Source organism: Bradyrhizobium sp. P5_C12 (assembly GCF_054049735.1).
The window spans coordinates 79,729-94,588 of the sequence record NZ_JBFULU010000020.1; the positions used below are offsets into that span (position 1 = coordinate 79,729).

The 14,860-nt window shown below is 64.0% G+C and carries 14 protein-coding genes; 8 read left to right on the plus strand and 6 right to left on the minus strand.

What is annotated here, in order from left to right:
* Positions 1-27: 27 nt before the first annotated feature.
* The 4 genes from ACXJMY_RS19415 to ACXJMY_RS19430 all read right to left on the minus strand — a co-directional run bounded on the left by ACXJMY_RS19415 (position 28) and on the right by ACXJMY_RS19430 (position 4,865).
* Positions 28-1,101 carry a branched-chain amino acid ABC transporter permease gene (locus ACXJMY_RS19415; protein WP_456620947.1) on the minus strand — a complete coding sequence of 358 codons (1,074 nt, stop codon included), beginning with the start codon at positions 1,099-1,101 and terminating at the stop codon, positions 28-30.
* Positions 1,102-1,103: 2 nt separating this feature from the next.
* The gene (locus tag ACXJMY_RS19420) at positions 1,104-1,997 is read right to left on the minus strand and encodes a branched-chain amino acid ABC transporter permease (RefSeq protein ID WP_456620948.1); all 894 of its coding nucleotides are present in this window, start codon (positions 1,995-1,997) and stop codon (positions 1,104-1,106) included.
* Between the two features lie 118 nt (positions 1,998-2,115).
* Positions 2,116-4,047: an AMP-binding protein gene (locus ACXJMY_RS19425; RefSeq protein ID WP_456620949.1), complete on the minus strand. Its 1,932-nt coding sequence runs from the start codon at positions 4,045-4,047 to the stop codon at positions 2,116-2,118.
* Complete coding sequence (locus tag ACXJMY_RS19430) at positions 4,044-4,865, minus strand: ABC transporter ATP-binding protein (RefSeq protein ID WP_456620950.1); 822 nt, start codon at positions 4,863-4,865, stop codon at positions 4,044-4,046. The genes ACXJMY_RS19425 and ACXJMY_RS19430 overlap by 4 nt, the downstream gene beginning before the upstream one ends.
* Before the next feature lie 338 nt (positions 4,866-5,203).
* Between ACXJMY_RS19430 and ACXJMY_RS19435 the strand changes: the two genes are divergently transcribed.
* Positions 5,204-5,878: a Crp/Fnr family transcriptional regulator gene (locus tag ACXJMY_RS19435; protein WP_456620951.1), complete on the plus strand. Its 675-nt coding sequence runs from the start codon at positions 5,204-5,206 to the stop codon at positions 5,876-5,878.
* A 174-nt stretch (positions 5,879-6,052) separates the two neighbouring features.
* Here the strand turns inward: ACXJMY_RS19435 and ACXJMY_RS19440 are convergent, their stop codons facing one another.
* Entirely contained in the window at positions 6,053-6,895 is an 843-nt protein-coding gene (locus tag ACXJMY_RS19440; protein ID WP_456620952.1) for a uroporphyrinogen-III synthase, read from the minus strand.
* Between the two features lie 174 nt (positions 6,896-7,069).
* Here ACXJMY_RS19440 and purU point away from each other — a divergent pair, with 174 nt between their 5' ends.
* The gene (gene purU / locus ACXJMY_RS19445; protein ID WP_456620953.1) at positions 7,070-7,933 is read left to right on the plus strand and encodes a formyltetrahydrofolate deformylase; all 864 of its coding nucleotides are present in this window, start codon (positions 7,070-7,072) and stop codon (positions 7,931-7,933) included.
* Positions 7,934-8,051: 118 nt separating this feature from the next.
* Here the strand turns inward: purU and ACXJMY_RS19450 are convergent, their stop codons facing one another.
* On the minus strand, positions 8,052-8,336 hold the full coding sequence (locus ACXJMY_RS19450; protein ID WP_456620954.1) for a hypothetical protein: 285 nt from the start codon (positions 8,334-8,336) through the stop codon (positions 8,052-8,054).
* 526 nt (positions 8,337-8,862) lie between these two features.
* Here ACXJMY_RS19450 and ACXJMY_RS19455 point away from each other — a divergent pair.
* The 6 genes from ACXJMY_RS19455 to ACXJMY_RS19480 all read left to right on the plus strand — a co-directional run bounded on the left by ACXJMY_RS19455 (position 8,863) and on the right by ACXJMY_RS19480 (position 14,693).
* On the plus strand, positions 8,863-10,053 hold the full coding sequence (locus ACXJMY_RS19455; protein ID WP_456620955.1) for an ABC transporter substrate-binding protein: 1,191 nt from the start codon (positions 8,863-8,865) through the stop codon (positions 10,051-10,053).
* Between the two features lie 134 nt (positions 10,054-10,187).
* Complete coding sequence (locus ACXJMY_RS19460) at positions 10,188-11,057, plus strand: branched-chain amino acid ABC transporter permease (RefSeq protein WP_456620956.1); 870 nt, start codon at positions 10,188-10,190, stop codon at positions 11,055-11,057.
* Between the two features lie 8 nt (positions 11,058-11,065).
* Positions 11,066-12,094 carry a branched-chain amino acid ABC transporter permease gene (locus ACXJMY_RS19465; RefSeq protein WP_456620957.1) on the plus strand — a complete coding sequence of 343 codons (1,029 nt, stop codon included), beginning with the start codon at positions 11,066-11,068 and terminating at the stop codon, positions 12,092-12,094.
* Positions 12,091-12,846: an ABC transporter ATP-binding protein gene (locus tag ACXJMY_RS19470; RefSeq protein WP_456620958.1), complete on the plus strand. Its 756-nt coding sequence runs from the start codon at positions 12,091-12,093 to the stop codon at positions 12,844-12,846. The genes ACXJMY_RS19465 and ACXJMY_RS19470 overlap by 4 nt, the downstream gene beginning before the upstream one ends.
* The gene (locus ACXJMY_RS19475) at positions 12,839-13,555 is read left to right on the plus strand and encodes an ABC transporter ATP-binding protein (protein WP_456620959.1); all 717 of its coding nucleotides are present in this window, start codon (positions 12,839-12,841) and stop codon (positions 13,553-13,555) included. Before ACXJMY_RS19470 ends, ACXJMY_RS19475 begins: the two co-directional genes overlap by 8 nt.
* 19 nt (positions 13,556-13,574) lie before the next feature.
* The gene (locus tag ACXJMY_RS19480) at positions 13,575-14,693 is read left to right on the plus strand and encodes a cobalamin-independent methionine synthase II family protein (protein WP_456620960.1); all 1,119 of its coding nucleotides are present in this window, start codon (positions 13,575-13,577) and stop codon (positions 14,691-14,693) included.
* Positions 14,694-14,860: the final 167 nt, after the last annotated feature.

Genomic DNA, 14,860 nt, shown 5'->3' on the forward strand with positions numbered 1-14,860 from the left:
ATTGGTTGGTTAGCGAGTCGCCCGTGCTCAATGCGAGAACGGGTAGAGTTTCCAATAGGCCTTGATCTGCCGCCAGCGATGGGCGAGCCCGTCCGGCTCGAACATCAGGAACGCGATGATGATCACCCCGATCGCGATCTCGCGCAGGAAGGTGATGTTGTTGTTGAGCGACAGCGCCTTGTCGATCGCGCCGCCCTTCAGGTAGAGGCTGAGGAATTCCATCGTTTCCGGCAGCAGCACCACGAAGGCGGTGCCCATCAGCGTACCCATGATCGAGCCGGTGCCGCCGATGATGATCATGGCCAGGAACAGGATCGAACGCTCGATGCCAAAGCCTTCCTGGGAGACCACGAGCTGGTAATGCGCATAGAGCGCACCCGCGATGCCGGCAAAGAACGCGGCGAGGCCAAACGACAGCGTGCGGTATTTGGTGAGGTTGATCCCCATGATCTCGGCGGAGAGATAATGGTCCCGGATCGCCACCAGCGCGCGGCCGTCGCGCGTGCGCATCAAATTGGTGACGAGGACGTAGCTCGCGACCACATAAGCCAGCACGACATAGAAATATTGCCCGTCGCCGCGCAGGGTGAAGCCGAAGATCGAGAACGGATTGGCGCTGGCCGGCACCGAGCCGCCGGTGAACCACTCCGCGCGGGAGAAGAAATCGAGCAGGATGTATTGCGCGGCAAGCGTCGCGATGACGAGGTACAGCCCCTTCAGCCGCGCCGCCGGGATGCCGAAGATCAGCCCGACCAGCGCTGTCACGACGCCCGCGAGCGGGATCGCGAAGAACACCGGGATCGGTGCGTTGTTCGAGATGTAGGCCGAGGTGAAGGCGCCGAGCAGGAAGAAGGCGGCGTGCCCGATCGAGATCTGGCCGGTGAAGCCGACCAGGATGTTCAGGCCAAGTGCCGCGATCGAGAAAATGCCGATCTGGATCAGGATACTGAGCCAGTATCCGCCGAGGAATTGCGGCACGAGGCACAGCGCCAGCACTCCGGCGATCGCAAAATTGCGGCTGGTCGTGGTCGGGAAGATGGTGGTGTCCGCCGCATAGGAAGTGCGGAAATCACCAGCGGGGATGAGGGCAGGGCCGGCCATGGTCAGATCCGCTCGATGTCATGGGTGCCGAACAGGCCATACGGCTTGATCATCAGCACGATGATGAGGACGTAGAACGGTGCGATCTCGTAGAGATTGCCCCAGTGCAGATACTCGCTGTCGACATATTGCGCGATGTTCTCGAGCAGGCCGATGATGATGCCGCCGAGCACGGCGCCGCCGACGGAATCGAGCCCGCCGAGGATCGCCGCCGGAAACACCTTGATGCCGTAGGCCGCAAGGCCCGACGACACGCCGTTCACCACTGCGACCACGACGCCCGCGACCGCCGACACCGTGGCCGAGATCGCCCAGGCCATCGCGAACACGCTCTTGACGGAAATGCCGAGTGACTGGGCCACCTGCTGGTTGAACGCTGTGGCGCGCATCGCAAGACCGTATTTCGAGACGCGGAAGAACCAGGCCATGCCGATCATCATGGCGACCGACACCACGAGGCTCATGACATAGACGGTCTGGATCTGAAGTCCGAACAGGCTGACCGACTGGCTCTCGAACACGCGCGGGAACGGCTGCGGATTGACGCCGAACATCCATTTCAGCGTGGCCTGGAGCACGGTCGACAGGCCGATCGTCACCATGATCACCGAGATGATGGGTTCGCCGATCATCGGCCGCAGGATCAGGACCTGGATGGCGATGCCGAACGCGAACATGAACACCAGCGTCATCGGCATGCCGATCCAGAACGGCACCTGGTATTTCGCGAGCAGGGCCCAGCACACCCAGGCGCCGACCAGCAGCAATTCACCTTGCGCGAAGTTGACGACCTGCGTCGCCTTGTAGATCAGCACGAACGACATCGCGACTACGCCATAGAGCGTGCCGACCACGAGGCCGTTGACCAGGAGCTGGATGAGGAAGGCGGTGTTCATGTCGACTGACCCAACTCGTCATTGCCGCGCTTGACCCGGCAATCCATCAATGTGGACGGAAGCTTGTTCGGAAGAAGATGGATGCGCGGGTCAAGCCCGCGCATGACGATTACGTGTTTCACTCCGCCGCCTCCGCCAGATGTCCGGGGCCGCCCAGATCCACCACCCGCAGCGTCGTGCGCACGCGCTGCGTGGTGCCGTCCTGGAACCGGATGACGGTGTCGACCGGGATGTCGGCGTCGCCGCGGTAGATGGCGTCGATGATGCCGGCGTACTTCTCGTTGATGACGCTGCGGCGAACCTTTCGCGTACGGGTGAGCTCGCCGTCGTCGGCGTCGAGCTCCTTGTAGAGCAGCAGGAAGCGCGAGATGCGTTGTGCCGGCGGCAGCGTGGCGTTGACGGTCTCGACTTCCCTGCGGAGCAGGGCGTAGACCTCGGGACGCGAGGCCAGGTCGCTGTAGGTCGTGAACGAGAGCCGGTTCTTCTCCGCCCATTTCGAGATGATGGAGTAGCGGATGCAGATCATCGCGGCGAGCGCGTCGCGGCCCGCGCCCAGCACCACGGCTTCGGCGATATAGGGCGAGAACTTCAGCTTGTTCTCGATGAATTGCGGCGAGAAGCGCTCGCCGCGCGAGGTCTCGGCGAGATCCTTGATGCGGTCGATGACCACGAGCTGGCGGTTCGCGTTGAAGTAACCGGCATCGCCAGAAAGCATCCAGCCGTCCCTGATGTCGGCAACGCTGGCTTCCGGGTTCTTGTAGTAGCCGAGAAACATGTTCGGATGCCGCACCACGATCTCGCCGACGCCGTGAATGTCGGCATTGTCGATGCGGATCTCGACGCTGTCGGCCATCGGCACGCCGGTGGTATCGGGATCGACCTTGCCCTCGGGATGCAGCGTGTAGGCGCCGAGCAACTCCGTCTGGCCATAGAGCGTGCGCAGCGGCACGCCCATGGCCTGGAAGAACTTGAAGGTATCGGGCCCGAGCGCCGCGCCGCCGGTCGCAGCCGAGCGCAGGCGGGTGAAGCCTAGGCGGTCGCGCAGCGCGCGGAACAGGATCGCGTCGGCATAGCCCGAGCGCTTGCCTTGTTCGAGTGCGGCGAGGCCCGTCTTCATTCCCACATCGAACAGGCGCTGCTTGAAGGGCGTCGCATCCATCACCTTGGCGCGGACGTCGGCCGCGATGGATTCCCAGACGCGTGGTGCAAACAGCACGAACGTCGGCGCGATTTCGCGCAAATCGTTCATCATGGTCTCGGGCTCTTCGACGAAGTTGATCTTCATCCGGCACAGCAGGCCTTTGCCGAGCACATAGACCTGCTCCATGATCCAGGGCAGCGGCAGCACCGAAACATATTCGTCGTCCGGCCCCTTCGGATCGAAGGCGAGATAGGTCGCGCAATGGCCGAGCACGCGGCCGGCGGCGAGCATCGCGAGTTTTGGATGCGAGGTGGTGCCCGACGTGGTGCAGAGGATCGCGACGTCCTCGCCCTTGGTGGCGTCGACAAGCCTGTCGTAAAGCTCCGGCTCGCGCGCGGCACGCGCACGGCCGAGCTCGGCGAATGTTTCCGCCGACATCAGCCGCGGATCGTCATATTTTCGCATCCCGCGCGGATCTGAATAGATGATGTGCTTCAGCCTCGGCACCCGTTCGGCCAGCACCAGCAGCTTGTCGACCTGCTCCTCGTCCTCGGCGAAGACGAGCTGCGCCTCGCCGTAATTGAGGAGGTAGGAGGCTTCCTCGTCCAGCACGTCACGATAGAGCCCGAGGCTCAATCCGCCGATCGCGTGGGCGGCGATTTCGGCCGCGACCCAGTCCGGACGGTTGTCGCCGATGATGCCGACGACGTCGCTGCGACCGAGGCCGAGCTCGACGAGGCCGAGCGCGAAATCGCGCACCCGCGTGTGGTAGTCATTCCAGGTGAACGGGCGCCACAGCCCGAGATCCTTTTCGCGCAACGCGATCTCGTTGCCGTGCTCCCTGGCATTGAGCCGGAGCATTTTGGGATAGGTATCCGCCTGCGCGACGCGGCCCGCATAGTCCATCATGCCGCGCTCTCCTGCGCCGGCGGCGCATCGTCGGGATCGACCAGCACCTCATCCTCCTCGCCGAGATAGGCGCGCCTGACATGGGGGTCGGCAAGCACCGCGGCCGGATCGCCCTCGGCGATCTTGCGGCCGAAATCGAGCACCATGACGCGGTGGGAGATGTCCATCACCACGCCCATATCGTGCTCGATCATCACCACCGTCATCCCGAACTCCTCGTTGAGGTCGACGATGTAGCGGGCCATGTCCTCTTTCTCCTCGAAATTCATGCCGGCCATCGGCTCGTCGAGGAGAATGAGGCGCGGCTCCAGCGCCATGGCGCGCGCCAGCTCCACGCGCTTGCGCAGGCCGTAGGAGAGGGTGCCGGCTTGCGCCTTTCGCACCGACTGGAGATCGAGGAAGTCGATGATTTCCTCGACCTTGCGGCGATGCTCGAGCTCCTCCTTGCGCGCGCCGGTCAGCCAGTAGAGCGAGCCCGTGAAGAAATTGTTCCTGAGGAGGTGATGGCGGCCGACCATGATGTTGTCGAGCACGCTCATGTGGTGGAATAGCGCGAGATTCTGGAAGGTGCGGCCGATGCCGAGCGAAGCGCGGGCGTTGGGCGTGAGGCCTGTGATATCGCGGCCCTGATAGAACAGCTGGCCTTCGGTCGGCTTGTAGCGGCCGGAAATACAGTTCACGATGGAGGTCTTGCCGGCGCCGTTGGGGCCGATGATCGAGAACAGCTCGCCATCCTTGATGGCGAAGCCGACATCGGTCAGCGCACGGACGCCGCCGAACCGCAGGGACACGCCGCGCACTTCAAGACTGGTAGCCACCAAACAAATCCCTCCCCGGTGATGGCGCTTTCAGTGGCGCTCTTCGTCGGTTGCTGTCGGGCGATCCTAGTACGGTCGTCCCGGTGAGGCCATGCAGCTATTGGTCTCGACCGGATCCCGCGCCACTCTCGTTCCCGGTCGGGATCAAAAGCCGCATCGCCCAAGGTGGCCCTCAATAGGGGAAAGCGCTATTTAGGAATGTCTCCCGCCTGACAATTCGGCGACAAAGTTTTTCGGGCGGCAGCGCCATCCTCTTTCGTCGGGTGGCGGCTGAAACGATCGTGTTGCAGTGCAGCAGAAGGATGGAGTGACGAAACGGTGCGGCTGGCTTCGGGATCATGATTTCAGAGGATCAACTGAAGCGCATTGCCGCCTGGTCGCGCGAGCTCACCGAGCGGGAGATCGAGGTCGCCCGCGCCGGAATCACGGAACGGTCCTACGGCACCGGTGAGACCGTCTTCATGCGCGGCGACAGGTTCGGTTATTGGGCCGGCATGGTCTTTGGCCTCGCCCGGATGGGCGGGGTCTCGCGCGACGGCAAGCAGACGAGCCTCGCGGGACTGACGGCCGGCGCCTGGTTCGGTGAGGGCAGCGTGCTGAAGAACGAGCCGCGCCGCTACGACGTGGTCGCACTTCGCGACAGCCGCATCGCGCTGATGGAGCGCTCTGCCTTCATGTGGCTGTTCGAGAACAGCGTCGGCTTCAACCGTTTCCTGGTCCGCCAGCTCAACGAGCGGCTCGGCCAGTTCATCGGCATGCTCGAGGTCAACCGCACGCTGGATGCCACGGCGCGGCTCGCCCGCAGCATCGCCTCGCTGTTCAACCCGATCCTCTATCCGGAATCGACCGCGCATCTGGAGATTACCCAGGAGGAGATCGGCGCGCTCTCGGGGATGTCGCGTCAGAACGCCAATCGCGCGCTGAACCGCCTGGAGAAGGAGGGACTGCTGCGGCTGGAGTACGGCGGCGTGACGATATTGGATATCGATCGGCTGCGCGGGTATGGGGATTAGCGACGGCTCTCTCCGTCGTCCCGGACAAGCGCAGCGAAGCGGAGCGTAGATCCGGGACCCATAACCACAGGATTGAGTTTGGCGAAGACTAGCGGTTACCAGCTTCGGGCCATGACCTCTCCCTGGGGTTATGGGTCCCGGCCTTCGCCGGGACGACTCGGGGAGGAAGTTCGGTCAATTCGCTGCCGCCTTCGACCGCTTCTCCGCAAGCGCGCTCGCCATCGCCGAGATCAGCGGCCGCATGAAATAGGCCTCGTCGGCCGGCGAGATATCCGTCCGCAGCCCATGCGTGGCTAACTCGCCGGAAACCGCCGGACCCACCGACGCAATCAGCGTCCGCTCCAAGCCAGCGCGCAGGCGCGCCTCGCTGCCATGCGCCTTTGCGGCTTCGATCAGGCGGCGGACCTGGCCGAGATTGGTGAGCGCGATCGAATCGATCCGCCCGTCCGCCATGGCGTCGATGGCGGCGACGATGTTGGCGTCCGCCGCCTTGGCGTCGTAGACGTAGGGCAGCACGGTATCGACATCAGCACCTTGTGCGGCGAGCGCGCCGGTCAGCGCGCCGTGATCCTTGTCGGGATAGAGCTGGAGGCCGACACGGCGGCCCCTGAGATCGAGCCTTGCCAGCATCTCGATGACGCCCTCGGTGGTCGGCTTCTCCGTGGTCTGCTGTGGTTCGAGCGAGACCTCGCGCAGCGCTTTCCCAGGCTTTGGTCCGCGGGTGAATTTTCGTGCCTTGGCAAGTACCGCGACAAGAGCCTGGTCGATCCCGTGCGCGCGCGCGAGCTTCATGATTCGCCGCAGGCCTTCGCCGGTCATCAGCACGAGGTCGTCAAAGGGCTTGTCGATGGCGCGTCGGATCCAGGCCTCGACCGGGGCCGGGTCGGGCGCATCCTGGATGGTGAACATCGGGCACTGCACGACCTCGGCGCCTTGCTCGGCCAGAAGCTTCGAAAACTGCGCCTCCTCGCGCGTTTCCAGGATCAGGATACGGTAGCCGTTCAAGCGGTCGGCCATGGGCGTGCTCCGGTCAGTCAATCGCAATGGTACGTTCATCCTGACTCCGGGCTTCATGTTGAAGCAAGTCTTGGAATCAAGTCTTGGGATTGGCGCAAGGGTGGGGTCGGTGATAGAGCAGGACGCAAATCGCAGGTAGTTCCGCACCCGCTGCCCAAACCTTCATCAAGGCCCATGCCCGATCATCAATATGTCCTGACCCTGTCCTGTCCGGATCGTCCCGGCATCGTCTCGGCGGTGTCGACCTTCCTGGCTCACAACGGACAGAACATTCTCGACGCCCAGCAGTTCGACGACGTCGAGACCAAGAACTTCTTCATGCGCGTGGTGTTCACCGCGGCAGATCTCGCCGTCGAGCTTGCGGCGCTCCAGACCGGCTTCGCCGCGATCGCGGAACGTTTCGGCATGCAATGGCAGATGCGCGACCGCGCCGCGCATCGCAAGGTGATGCTGCTGGTGTCGAAATCCGACCATTGCCTGGTCGACATTCTCTATCGCTGGCGCATCGGCGAGCTGCCGATGATCCCGACCGCGATCGTCTCCAACCATCCGCGCGAGGTCTATGCCGGGCTCGATTTCGGCGGAATCCCGTTCCATCATCTGCCGATCACCAAGGAGACCAAGCGCGAGCAGGAGGCGCAGATCCTCGACCTCGTCGCCGAGACCGGCACCGATCTCGTGGTGCTCGCCCGCTACATGCAGATCCTGTCCGACGATCTCTCGGCCAAGCTCTCCGGCCGCTGCATCAACATCCACCACTCGTTCCTGCCCGGCTTCAAGGGCGCAAAACCCTATCACCAGGCCCATGAGCGTGGCGTGAAGCTGATCGGCGCCACCGCCCATTACGTTACCCGCGACCTCGACGAGGGCCCGATCGTCGACCAGGACGTCGAACGCATCAGCCACCGCGACACGCCCGAAGATCTCGTCCGCAAGGGCCGCGACATCGAGCGCCGCGTGCTCGCCCGCGCGATCCGCTACCATCTCGACGACCGCGTCATCCTCAACGGCCGCAAGACTGTGGTGTTTGTGGATTGATCCGGAGGTCATTCCGGGGCGCCTCGAAGAGGCGAACCTGGAATCTCGAGATTCTCAGGTGCGCAATTGCGCACCATGGTTCGCTGCTGACGCATCGCCCCGGAATGACGGCTATCCCTCAGCGCACTGCGCCGCTCGACGTGGTGCCCGTCGCGCCCTTCTGCGCCTGCTCTTCCTTCTCGCGATCCGCCGCCGGCAGCAGCCGCTTGCGCTCGCGCTCCTTCATGTAGGCCTCGTATTGCGGCGTGCCGACCCGCGGTGGGGCGTCGGCCGGCAGGCCGCCGGCCCATTGCGGGACGTAGTCGCCCATGCCGGCCGAGAGCTTTTCGTTGACCGTGCCGCAGCCGGACAGCCCCGCGGCGAGCGCGAGGAGGGCCAGGAGGGACCGGAAAGGCTTGGACATTGTGTGGGCGCGCGGGTTCGGTCTGGTTGGACGCCGGGTCAGGCTGGCGCCGTGAGAGTAGCCTTCAACAAGGTAAAATAGACTTATTCGAGGTAGGTATTTAATTACCGAGTTGCGGCCAGCCAAGGTCTCGCCGATGTACAAATTCTGCAAAAGAAAGACGAAATCCTCCATCCCCGCGGCCGGTCGCGTTTCTAGACTGCGGCCCGGGGCTCGCGACAAATTGGCTTGGTCGGCGAGGGGGCTTTTTCGTTGACAGGTCCATTTTATTTGTACAATCGTACAAATAGAAGCAGCCAAGGTCGCGTGCTCGGGGTCACCCCGACGTAACCGCGACATAGCTCTCCGCCGCGGAAATCGGGATGCTCGGCTTGCGCCGAATGGTCGCCAAACGTCCGATTGACAAGGGGGGCGCGAAGGACGCCATGTGACGCGCGATAGGGCTCGTGCGTGAGCTAAGGTGAAGCAAGGACCGGGCACTCGGTTCGGCGCACAAGAGGTCAGGAATGAAGGGGAGGGACATCTGATGTTCGAACGTAAGCAGCTTTCTTGTAAGTTCTCTTGGGCCGCCGCGGTGGCAGCCGTTGCCGGCCTCGTGGCCGTCGCGCCCGCCAAGGCCGAGGACACCGTCAAGGTCGGCCTGATCCTGCCGATGACGGGCGGCCAGGCCTCGACCGGCAAGCAGATCGAGAACGCGATCAAGCTCTACATGCAGCAGAAGGGCGACACCGTCGCCGGCAAGAAGGTCGAGATCATCCTCAAGGACGATGCTGCGATTCCGGACAAGACCAAGACCGCCGCGCAAGAGCTGATCGTCAACGACAAGGTCAATTTCATCGCGGGCTTCGGCGTGACGCCGGCGGCGCTCGCGGCCGCACCGCTCGCGACCCAAGCCAAGATCCCGGAAGTCGTGATGGCCGCCGGCACCTCCATCATCACCGAGCGCTCGCCCTATATCGTGCGCACCAGCTTCACGCTGGCGCAGTCCTCGACCATCATCGGCGATTGGGCGGTGAAGAACGGCATCAAGAAGGTGGCGACGCTGACCTCGGACTATGCGCCGGGCAATGACGCGCTCAACTTCTTCAAGGAGCATTTCGTCGGCGGTGGCGGCGAGGTGGTCGAAGAGGTCAAGACGCCGCTCGCCAATCCCGACTTCGCGCCGTTCCTCCAGCGCATGAAGGACGCCAAGCCCGACGCGATCTTCGTGTTCGTGCCGGCCGGCCAGGGCGGCAACTTCATGAAGCAATATGCCGAGCGCGGCCTCGACAAGGCGGGTATCAAGGTGATCGGACCGGGCGACGTCACCGACGACGATCTCCTCAATAACATGGGCGACGCCGTGCTCGGCACGGTTACCGCCCACCTCTATTCCGCGGCGCATCCCTCGCAGATGAACAAGGATTTCGTCGCGGCCTACAAGAAGGCGTACGGCACCCGTCCGGGCTTCATGGCGRTGAGCGGCTATGACGGCATCCACCTGATCTATGAAGCCTTGAAAAAGACCAATGGCGATACCGACGGCACCAAGCTGGTCGAGGCCATGAAGGGTCAGAAGTGGGAGAGCCCCCGCGGCCCGATTTCGATCGACCCCGAGACCCGCGACATCGTGCAGAACATCTACATCCGTAAGGTCGAGAAGGTCGACGGCGAGCTCTACAACGTCGAGTTCGCAACCTTCGAAGCCGTCAAGGATCTCGGCAAGACCAAGAAGTGACGCGCGAAAGCGCGTCATCCCCGAGCGCGCTTAGCGCGCATCGGGGATCTCGAAATTGCTGAAACGAGATTCCGGGTTCAGCGCTGCGCGCTGCCCCGGAATGACGAAAGACCGCCAGGATCAACCGACCCTCGATGACCTCTATCCTCACCAACCTGTTCGATGGCGTTGCCTACGGCATGCTGCTGTTCGTGCTCGCCTGCGGGCTCGCGGTCACGCTGGGGCTGATGAACTTCGTCAACCTGGCCCATGGCGCCTTCGCCATGGCCGGCGGCTATGTCTGCATGGTGCTGGTCAACCGGATGGGCTGGCCGTTCTTCGCGGCGCTGCCGCTCGCCTTCGTCTCCGCGGCAGCGATCGGCATCGCCCTCGAACGCACGCTGTACCGCCACCTCTATGCGCGCAGCCATCTCGACCAGGTGCTGTTCACGATCGGCCTGACCTTCATGTCGGTCGCCGCCGTTGACTACATCCAGGGCTCGTCGCGGGTCTTCATCAATCTGCCGGCCGCGCTCCAGGGCCAGTTCGACCTGTTCGGCGTCGGCATCGGCCGCTACCGGCTGATGATCATCGTGATCTGCGGTCTGCTCACCATTGCGCTCCAGATGGTGCTGGCCAAGACCCGTTTCGGCAGCCGCCTGCGCGCTGCCGTCGACGATCCCCGCGCCGCGAGCGGCCTCGGCATCAACGTGCCACAGGTGTTCGCCTTTACCTTCGCCTTCGGTTGCGGGCTCGCCGGCCTTGGCGGTGCGCTCAGCGCCGAGATCCTCGGGCTCGATCCGTATTTCCCGCTGAAGTTCATGATCTACTTCCTGATCGTGGTCACCGTCGGCGGCTCCTCCTCCATCACCGGCCCGTTCCTGGCCTCGCTCCTGCTCGGCATCGGCGATGTCGCCGGCAAATATTACGTGCCGAAGATGGGCCCCTTCGTGATCTACACCATGATGATCGTGATCCTGATCTGGCGCCCGAACGGCCTGTTCGGCCGCACGGCTGCGCGTTGAGTTCGCCGATGAGCGCTTCTTCCGACGTCGGTCATCACGCCCAGCGCCAGGCGCGCTGGCACTACGGCGAAGCCGCCTTCTGGCTCGTCGTGCTGGCCTGCGGCTTCGCATTTCCCACGCGCTATCTGATCATGACCGACATCCTGCGGCTGGCGCTGTTTGCGATGTCGCTCGATCTCATCCTCGGCTATGCCGGCATCGTCTCGCTCGGCCACGCCGCCTTCTTCGGCGTCGGCGCCTATGCTGCGGGGCTTCTCGCCTTGCATGGGATTATCAACGAGCCTGTGCTCGCGCTCGTGGCCGCAGGCCTCGCCGCGATGGTGCTCGGCTTCGCCACCAGCTTCCTGGTGATCCGTGGCGTTGATCTCACCCGGCTGATGGTGACGCTCGGCATTGCATTGCTGCTCGAGGCTCTCGCCGAGCGCTTCTCGAAAATCACCGGCGGCACCGACGGCCTGCAAGGCATCGAGATGCAGCCGATCTTCGGGGAAATCCCGTTCGACATGTTCGGCAAGACCGGCTTCTTCTATTCGCTGGCCGTGCTGTTCCTGCTGTTCCTGTTCGCTCGCCGCGTGGTGCATTCGCCGTTCGGACTGTCGTTGCGCGCGATCAAGAACAATCCGCTGCGGGCGGCCGCGATCGGCATCCCGGTCAATCGCCGCCTGATCGCGATCTACACGCTTGCGGCCTTTTATGCGGGTATTGCCGGCGCACTCTTCACCCAGACCACGGCGATCGCCTCGCTCGACGTGTTCGCCTTTGAACGCTCAGCCGACCTGATGCTGGTGCTGGTGATCGGCGGCACCGGCTATCTCTATGGCGGACTGGTCGGCGCTGTGATCTTCCGCATGCTCCAGGAATTGTTCTCCACCATCACCCCGCAATACTGGCAGTTCTGGATCGGCCTGGTGCTGGTCGTGATCGTGCTGGTCGGCCGCCAGCGCCTGCATCGCTGGGTGCTGTACGTGCCGAACCTCGTGATCAAGCAGTTTGCCGGGCGCAAGGCCGTCGTCGCCGTGCCGGAGAGCGACGCATGACCATCGCGCTCGAAACCCAAAACCTCGAAAAGCAGTTCGGCGGCCTTCGCGTCACCCGCGACCTGTCCCTGAAGATCGAACAGGGCGCCCGCCACGCGCTGATCGGCCCGAACGGCGCCGGCAAGACCACGGTGATCAACCAGCTCACCGGCGTGCTGAAGCCGAACTCGGGCCGCATCCTGCTCGAAGGACAGGACATCACCGACCTTGCCGTGCACAAGCGCGTGCTGCGCGGCCTGTCGCGCACCTTCCAGATCAATCAGCTCTATCCCGACCTGACCCCGCTCGAGACCATCGGTCTCGCCGTCTCCGAGCGCCTCGGCCATGGCGGCGAGTGGTGGCGGCGGATGGGCACGCGTAGCGATGTCAATGGCGAGATCGCCGATCTGCTGACGCGCTTCCATCTGCTCGACGTCATGAACGAGCAGACGGTGACGCTGCCTTACGGCAAGCAGCGCCTGCTCGAGATCGCGGTCGCGATCGCGGCCAAGCCGCGCGTGCTGCTGCTCGACGAACCCGCCGCCGGCGTGCCCGAAAGCGAGCGCCACGATATTCTCGCGGTCGTAGGCAGCCTGCCGCGCGACGTCACCGTGCTGCTGATCGAGCACGACATGGACCTCGTCTTCTCCTTCGCCGACCGCATCTCGGTGCTGGTCTCGGGCGCGCTGCTCACCGAAGGCCCGCCCGAGCAGGTCGCGCGCGACCCGCAGGTCAAGGCCGTCTATCTCGGCGAGGAGGCGGTCAATGTCTGACCTGCTCGCGATCGAATCCCTGCGCGCCGGCTATGGCGAGGCAGTCGTGCTGCCGAACATGTCCCTGCGTCTCGCCGAGGGGCAGGTGCTGGCGCTGCTCGGGCGCAACGGCACTGGCAAGACCACGCTGATCAACTCCATCGTCGGGGTCACTCGCCGCTTCTCCGGCTCGGTCGCGCTCGGCGGCACCGACGTCACGGCCTTGCGGCCCGACCAGCGGGCGCGCGCCGGCATCGGCTGGGTGCCGCAGGAGCGCAACATCTTTCGCTCCCTGACGGTCGAGGAGAACATGACGGCGGTGGCCCAGCCTGGCCCCTGGACGGTCGAAAGGGTCTACGAGATGTTCCCGCGGCTGAAGGAGCGGCGGGGCAATTTTGGCAACCAGCTCTCCGGCGGCGAGCAGCAGATGCTGGCGATCGGCCGCGCGCTGACCCTCAACCCGAAGGTCCTGCTGCTGGACGAGCCGACCGAGGGGCTTGCCCCCATCATCGTCGAGGAGCTCCTGAAGGCGATCGGCACGATCACCCGGGCGGGCGGCATCTGCTCGATCATCGTCGAGCAGAACGCGCAAAAGATTCTGGGGCTCGCCGACCGTGTTGTGATATTGGAGCGCGGAACGATCGTCCACGACGCCCCGAGCGCCGCGCTGAAGGCTGACCCGTCGGTCCTCGAGCGCCACCTCGGCGTCGCAGGGGCGGCGGCCCACTAAAATATCCCGGGAGAAGAAAATGCAGCGAACCAAAGCCCCCTTCCGCGCCGACGAGGTCGGCAGCCTCCTGCGTCCGGCCAAGATCAAGGAAGCCCGCGCCAGGCTGGAGAAGGGCGAGATCTCGGCCGACGATCTGCGCAAGATCGAGGACATGGAGATCGAGAAGGTCGTGCACAAACAGGCCTCGGTCGGCCTGAAGCTCGCGACCGACGGCGAATTCCGCCGCTCCTGGTGGCATTTCGACTTCCTGGCCAAGCTCACCGGCTGCGAAATGTTTCACCCGGACACGGGCATCCAGTTCGCGGGCGTCGAGACGCGGCATGACGCGGTGCGGGTGATCGGCAAGCTCGATTTCCCCGATGACCACCCGATGCTCGACCACTTCAAGTTCCTGAAGAAGTACGCCGACCAGGCCCACGTCACCGCCAAGATGACGATTCCGTCGCCGGCCGTGCTGCACTTCCGCGGCGGCCGCAAGGCGATCTCCAAGGATGTCTATCCCGATCTCGACGCCTTCTACGAGGACCTCGGCAAGACCTACCGCAAGGCGGTGAAGGCGTTCTATGACGCAGGCTGCCGCTATCTCCAATTCGACGACACCGTGTGGGCCTATCTCTGCTCGCAGGACGAGTTGCAGAAGGCGCGCGAGCGCGGCGACAATCCGGACGGCCTCCAGCAGATCTATGCGCGCATCATCAACTACGCGCTGGCTGAGAAGCCGGCCGACATGGTGGTGACGACGCATGTCTGCCGCGGCAATTTCCGCTCGACCTGGATCTCCTCGGGCGGCTACGAGCCGGTGGCCGAGACCATGCTCGCCGGCACCAATTACGACGGTTACTTTCTGGAATACGATTCCGACCGTGCCGGCGGCTTCGAGCCGCTGCGCTTCCTGCCCAAGGGCAACAAGGTCGTCGTGGTCGGTGTCATCACCTCGAAGTTCGGCGAGCTCGAGAAGAAGGACGACATCAAGCGCCGCCTCGAAGAGGCCGCGAAATTCGCCCCGCTGGGGCAGCTCGCGCTGTCCCCGCAATGCGGCTTCGCCTCGACGGAAGAGGGCAACATCCTCTCCGAGGAGGAGCAGTGGGCCAAGCTCAGCCTCGCGGTGGAGATCGCGAAGGACGTGTGGGGCAACTGAGCTCCACGTCCACAACTGGTGCGAGGCGGAAAGCCTCGCCATTTCCTCGGTGTCATCCCGGCGAAGGCCGGGATCCATAACCACAGGGAGCAATTTGGCGAAGATCGGTCGTTCGGTACTCCGACCGTCCATCATCGATAGAATCCGCGGTATGGGTCCCGGCCTTC

Excerpts from the sequence above, each read along its gene's own strand:
- ACXJMY_RS19415 (WP_456620947.1), bottom strand. The coding sequence starts at position 1,101 with ATGGCCGGCCCTGCCCTCATCCCCGCTGGTGATTTCCGCACTTCCTAT.
- ACXJMY_RS19420 (WP_456620948.1), bottom strand. The coding sequence starts at position 1,997 with ATGAACACCGCCTTCCTCATCCAGCTCCTGGTCAACGGCCTCGTGGTC.
- ACXJMY_RS19425 (WP_456620949.1), bottom strand. The coding sequence starts at position 4,047 with ATGATGGACTATGCGGGCCGCGTCGCGCAGGCGGATACCTATCCCAAA.
- ACXJMY_RS19435 (WP_456620951.1), top strand. The coding sequence starts at position 5,204 with ATGATTTCAGAGGATCAACTGAAGCGCATTGCCGCCTGGTCGCGCGAG.
- ACXJMY_RS19440 (WP_456620952.1), bottom strand. The coding sequence starts at position 6,895 with ATGGCCGACCGCTTGAACGGCTACCGTATCCTGATCCTGGAAACGCGC.
- purU (WP_456620953.1), top strand. The coding sequence starts at position 7,070 with ATGCCCGATCATCAATATGTCCTGACCCTGTCCTGTCCGGATCGTCCC.
- ACXJMY_RS19450 (WP_456620954.1), bottom strand. The coding sequence starts at position 8,336 with ATGTCCAAGCCTTTCCGGTCCCTCCTGGCCCTCCTCGCGCTCGCCGCG.
- ACXJMY_RS19460 (WP_456620956.1), top strand. The coding sequence starts at position 10,188 with ATGACCTCTATCCTCACCAACCTGTTCGATGGCGTTGCCTACGGCATG.
- ACXJMY_RS19465 (WP_456620957.1), top strand. The coding sequence starts at position 11,066 with ATGAGCGCTTCTTCCGACGTCGGTCATCACGCCCAGCGCCAGGCGCGC.
- ACXJMY_RS19470 (WP_456620958.1), top strand. The coding sequence starts at position 12,091 with ATGACCATCGCGCTCGAAACCCAAAACCTCGAAAAGCAGTTCGGCGGC.
- ACXJMY_RS19475 (WP_456620959.1), top strand. The coding sequence starts at position 12,839 with ATGTCTGACCTGCTCGCGATCGAATCCCTGCGCGCCGGCTATGGCGAG.
- ACXJMY_RS19480 (WP_456620960.1), top strand. The coding sequence starts at position 13,575 with ATGCAGCGAACCAAAGCCCCCTTCCGCGCCGACGAGGTCGGCAGCCTC.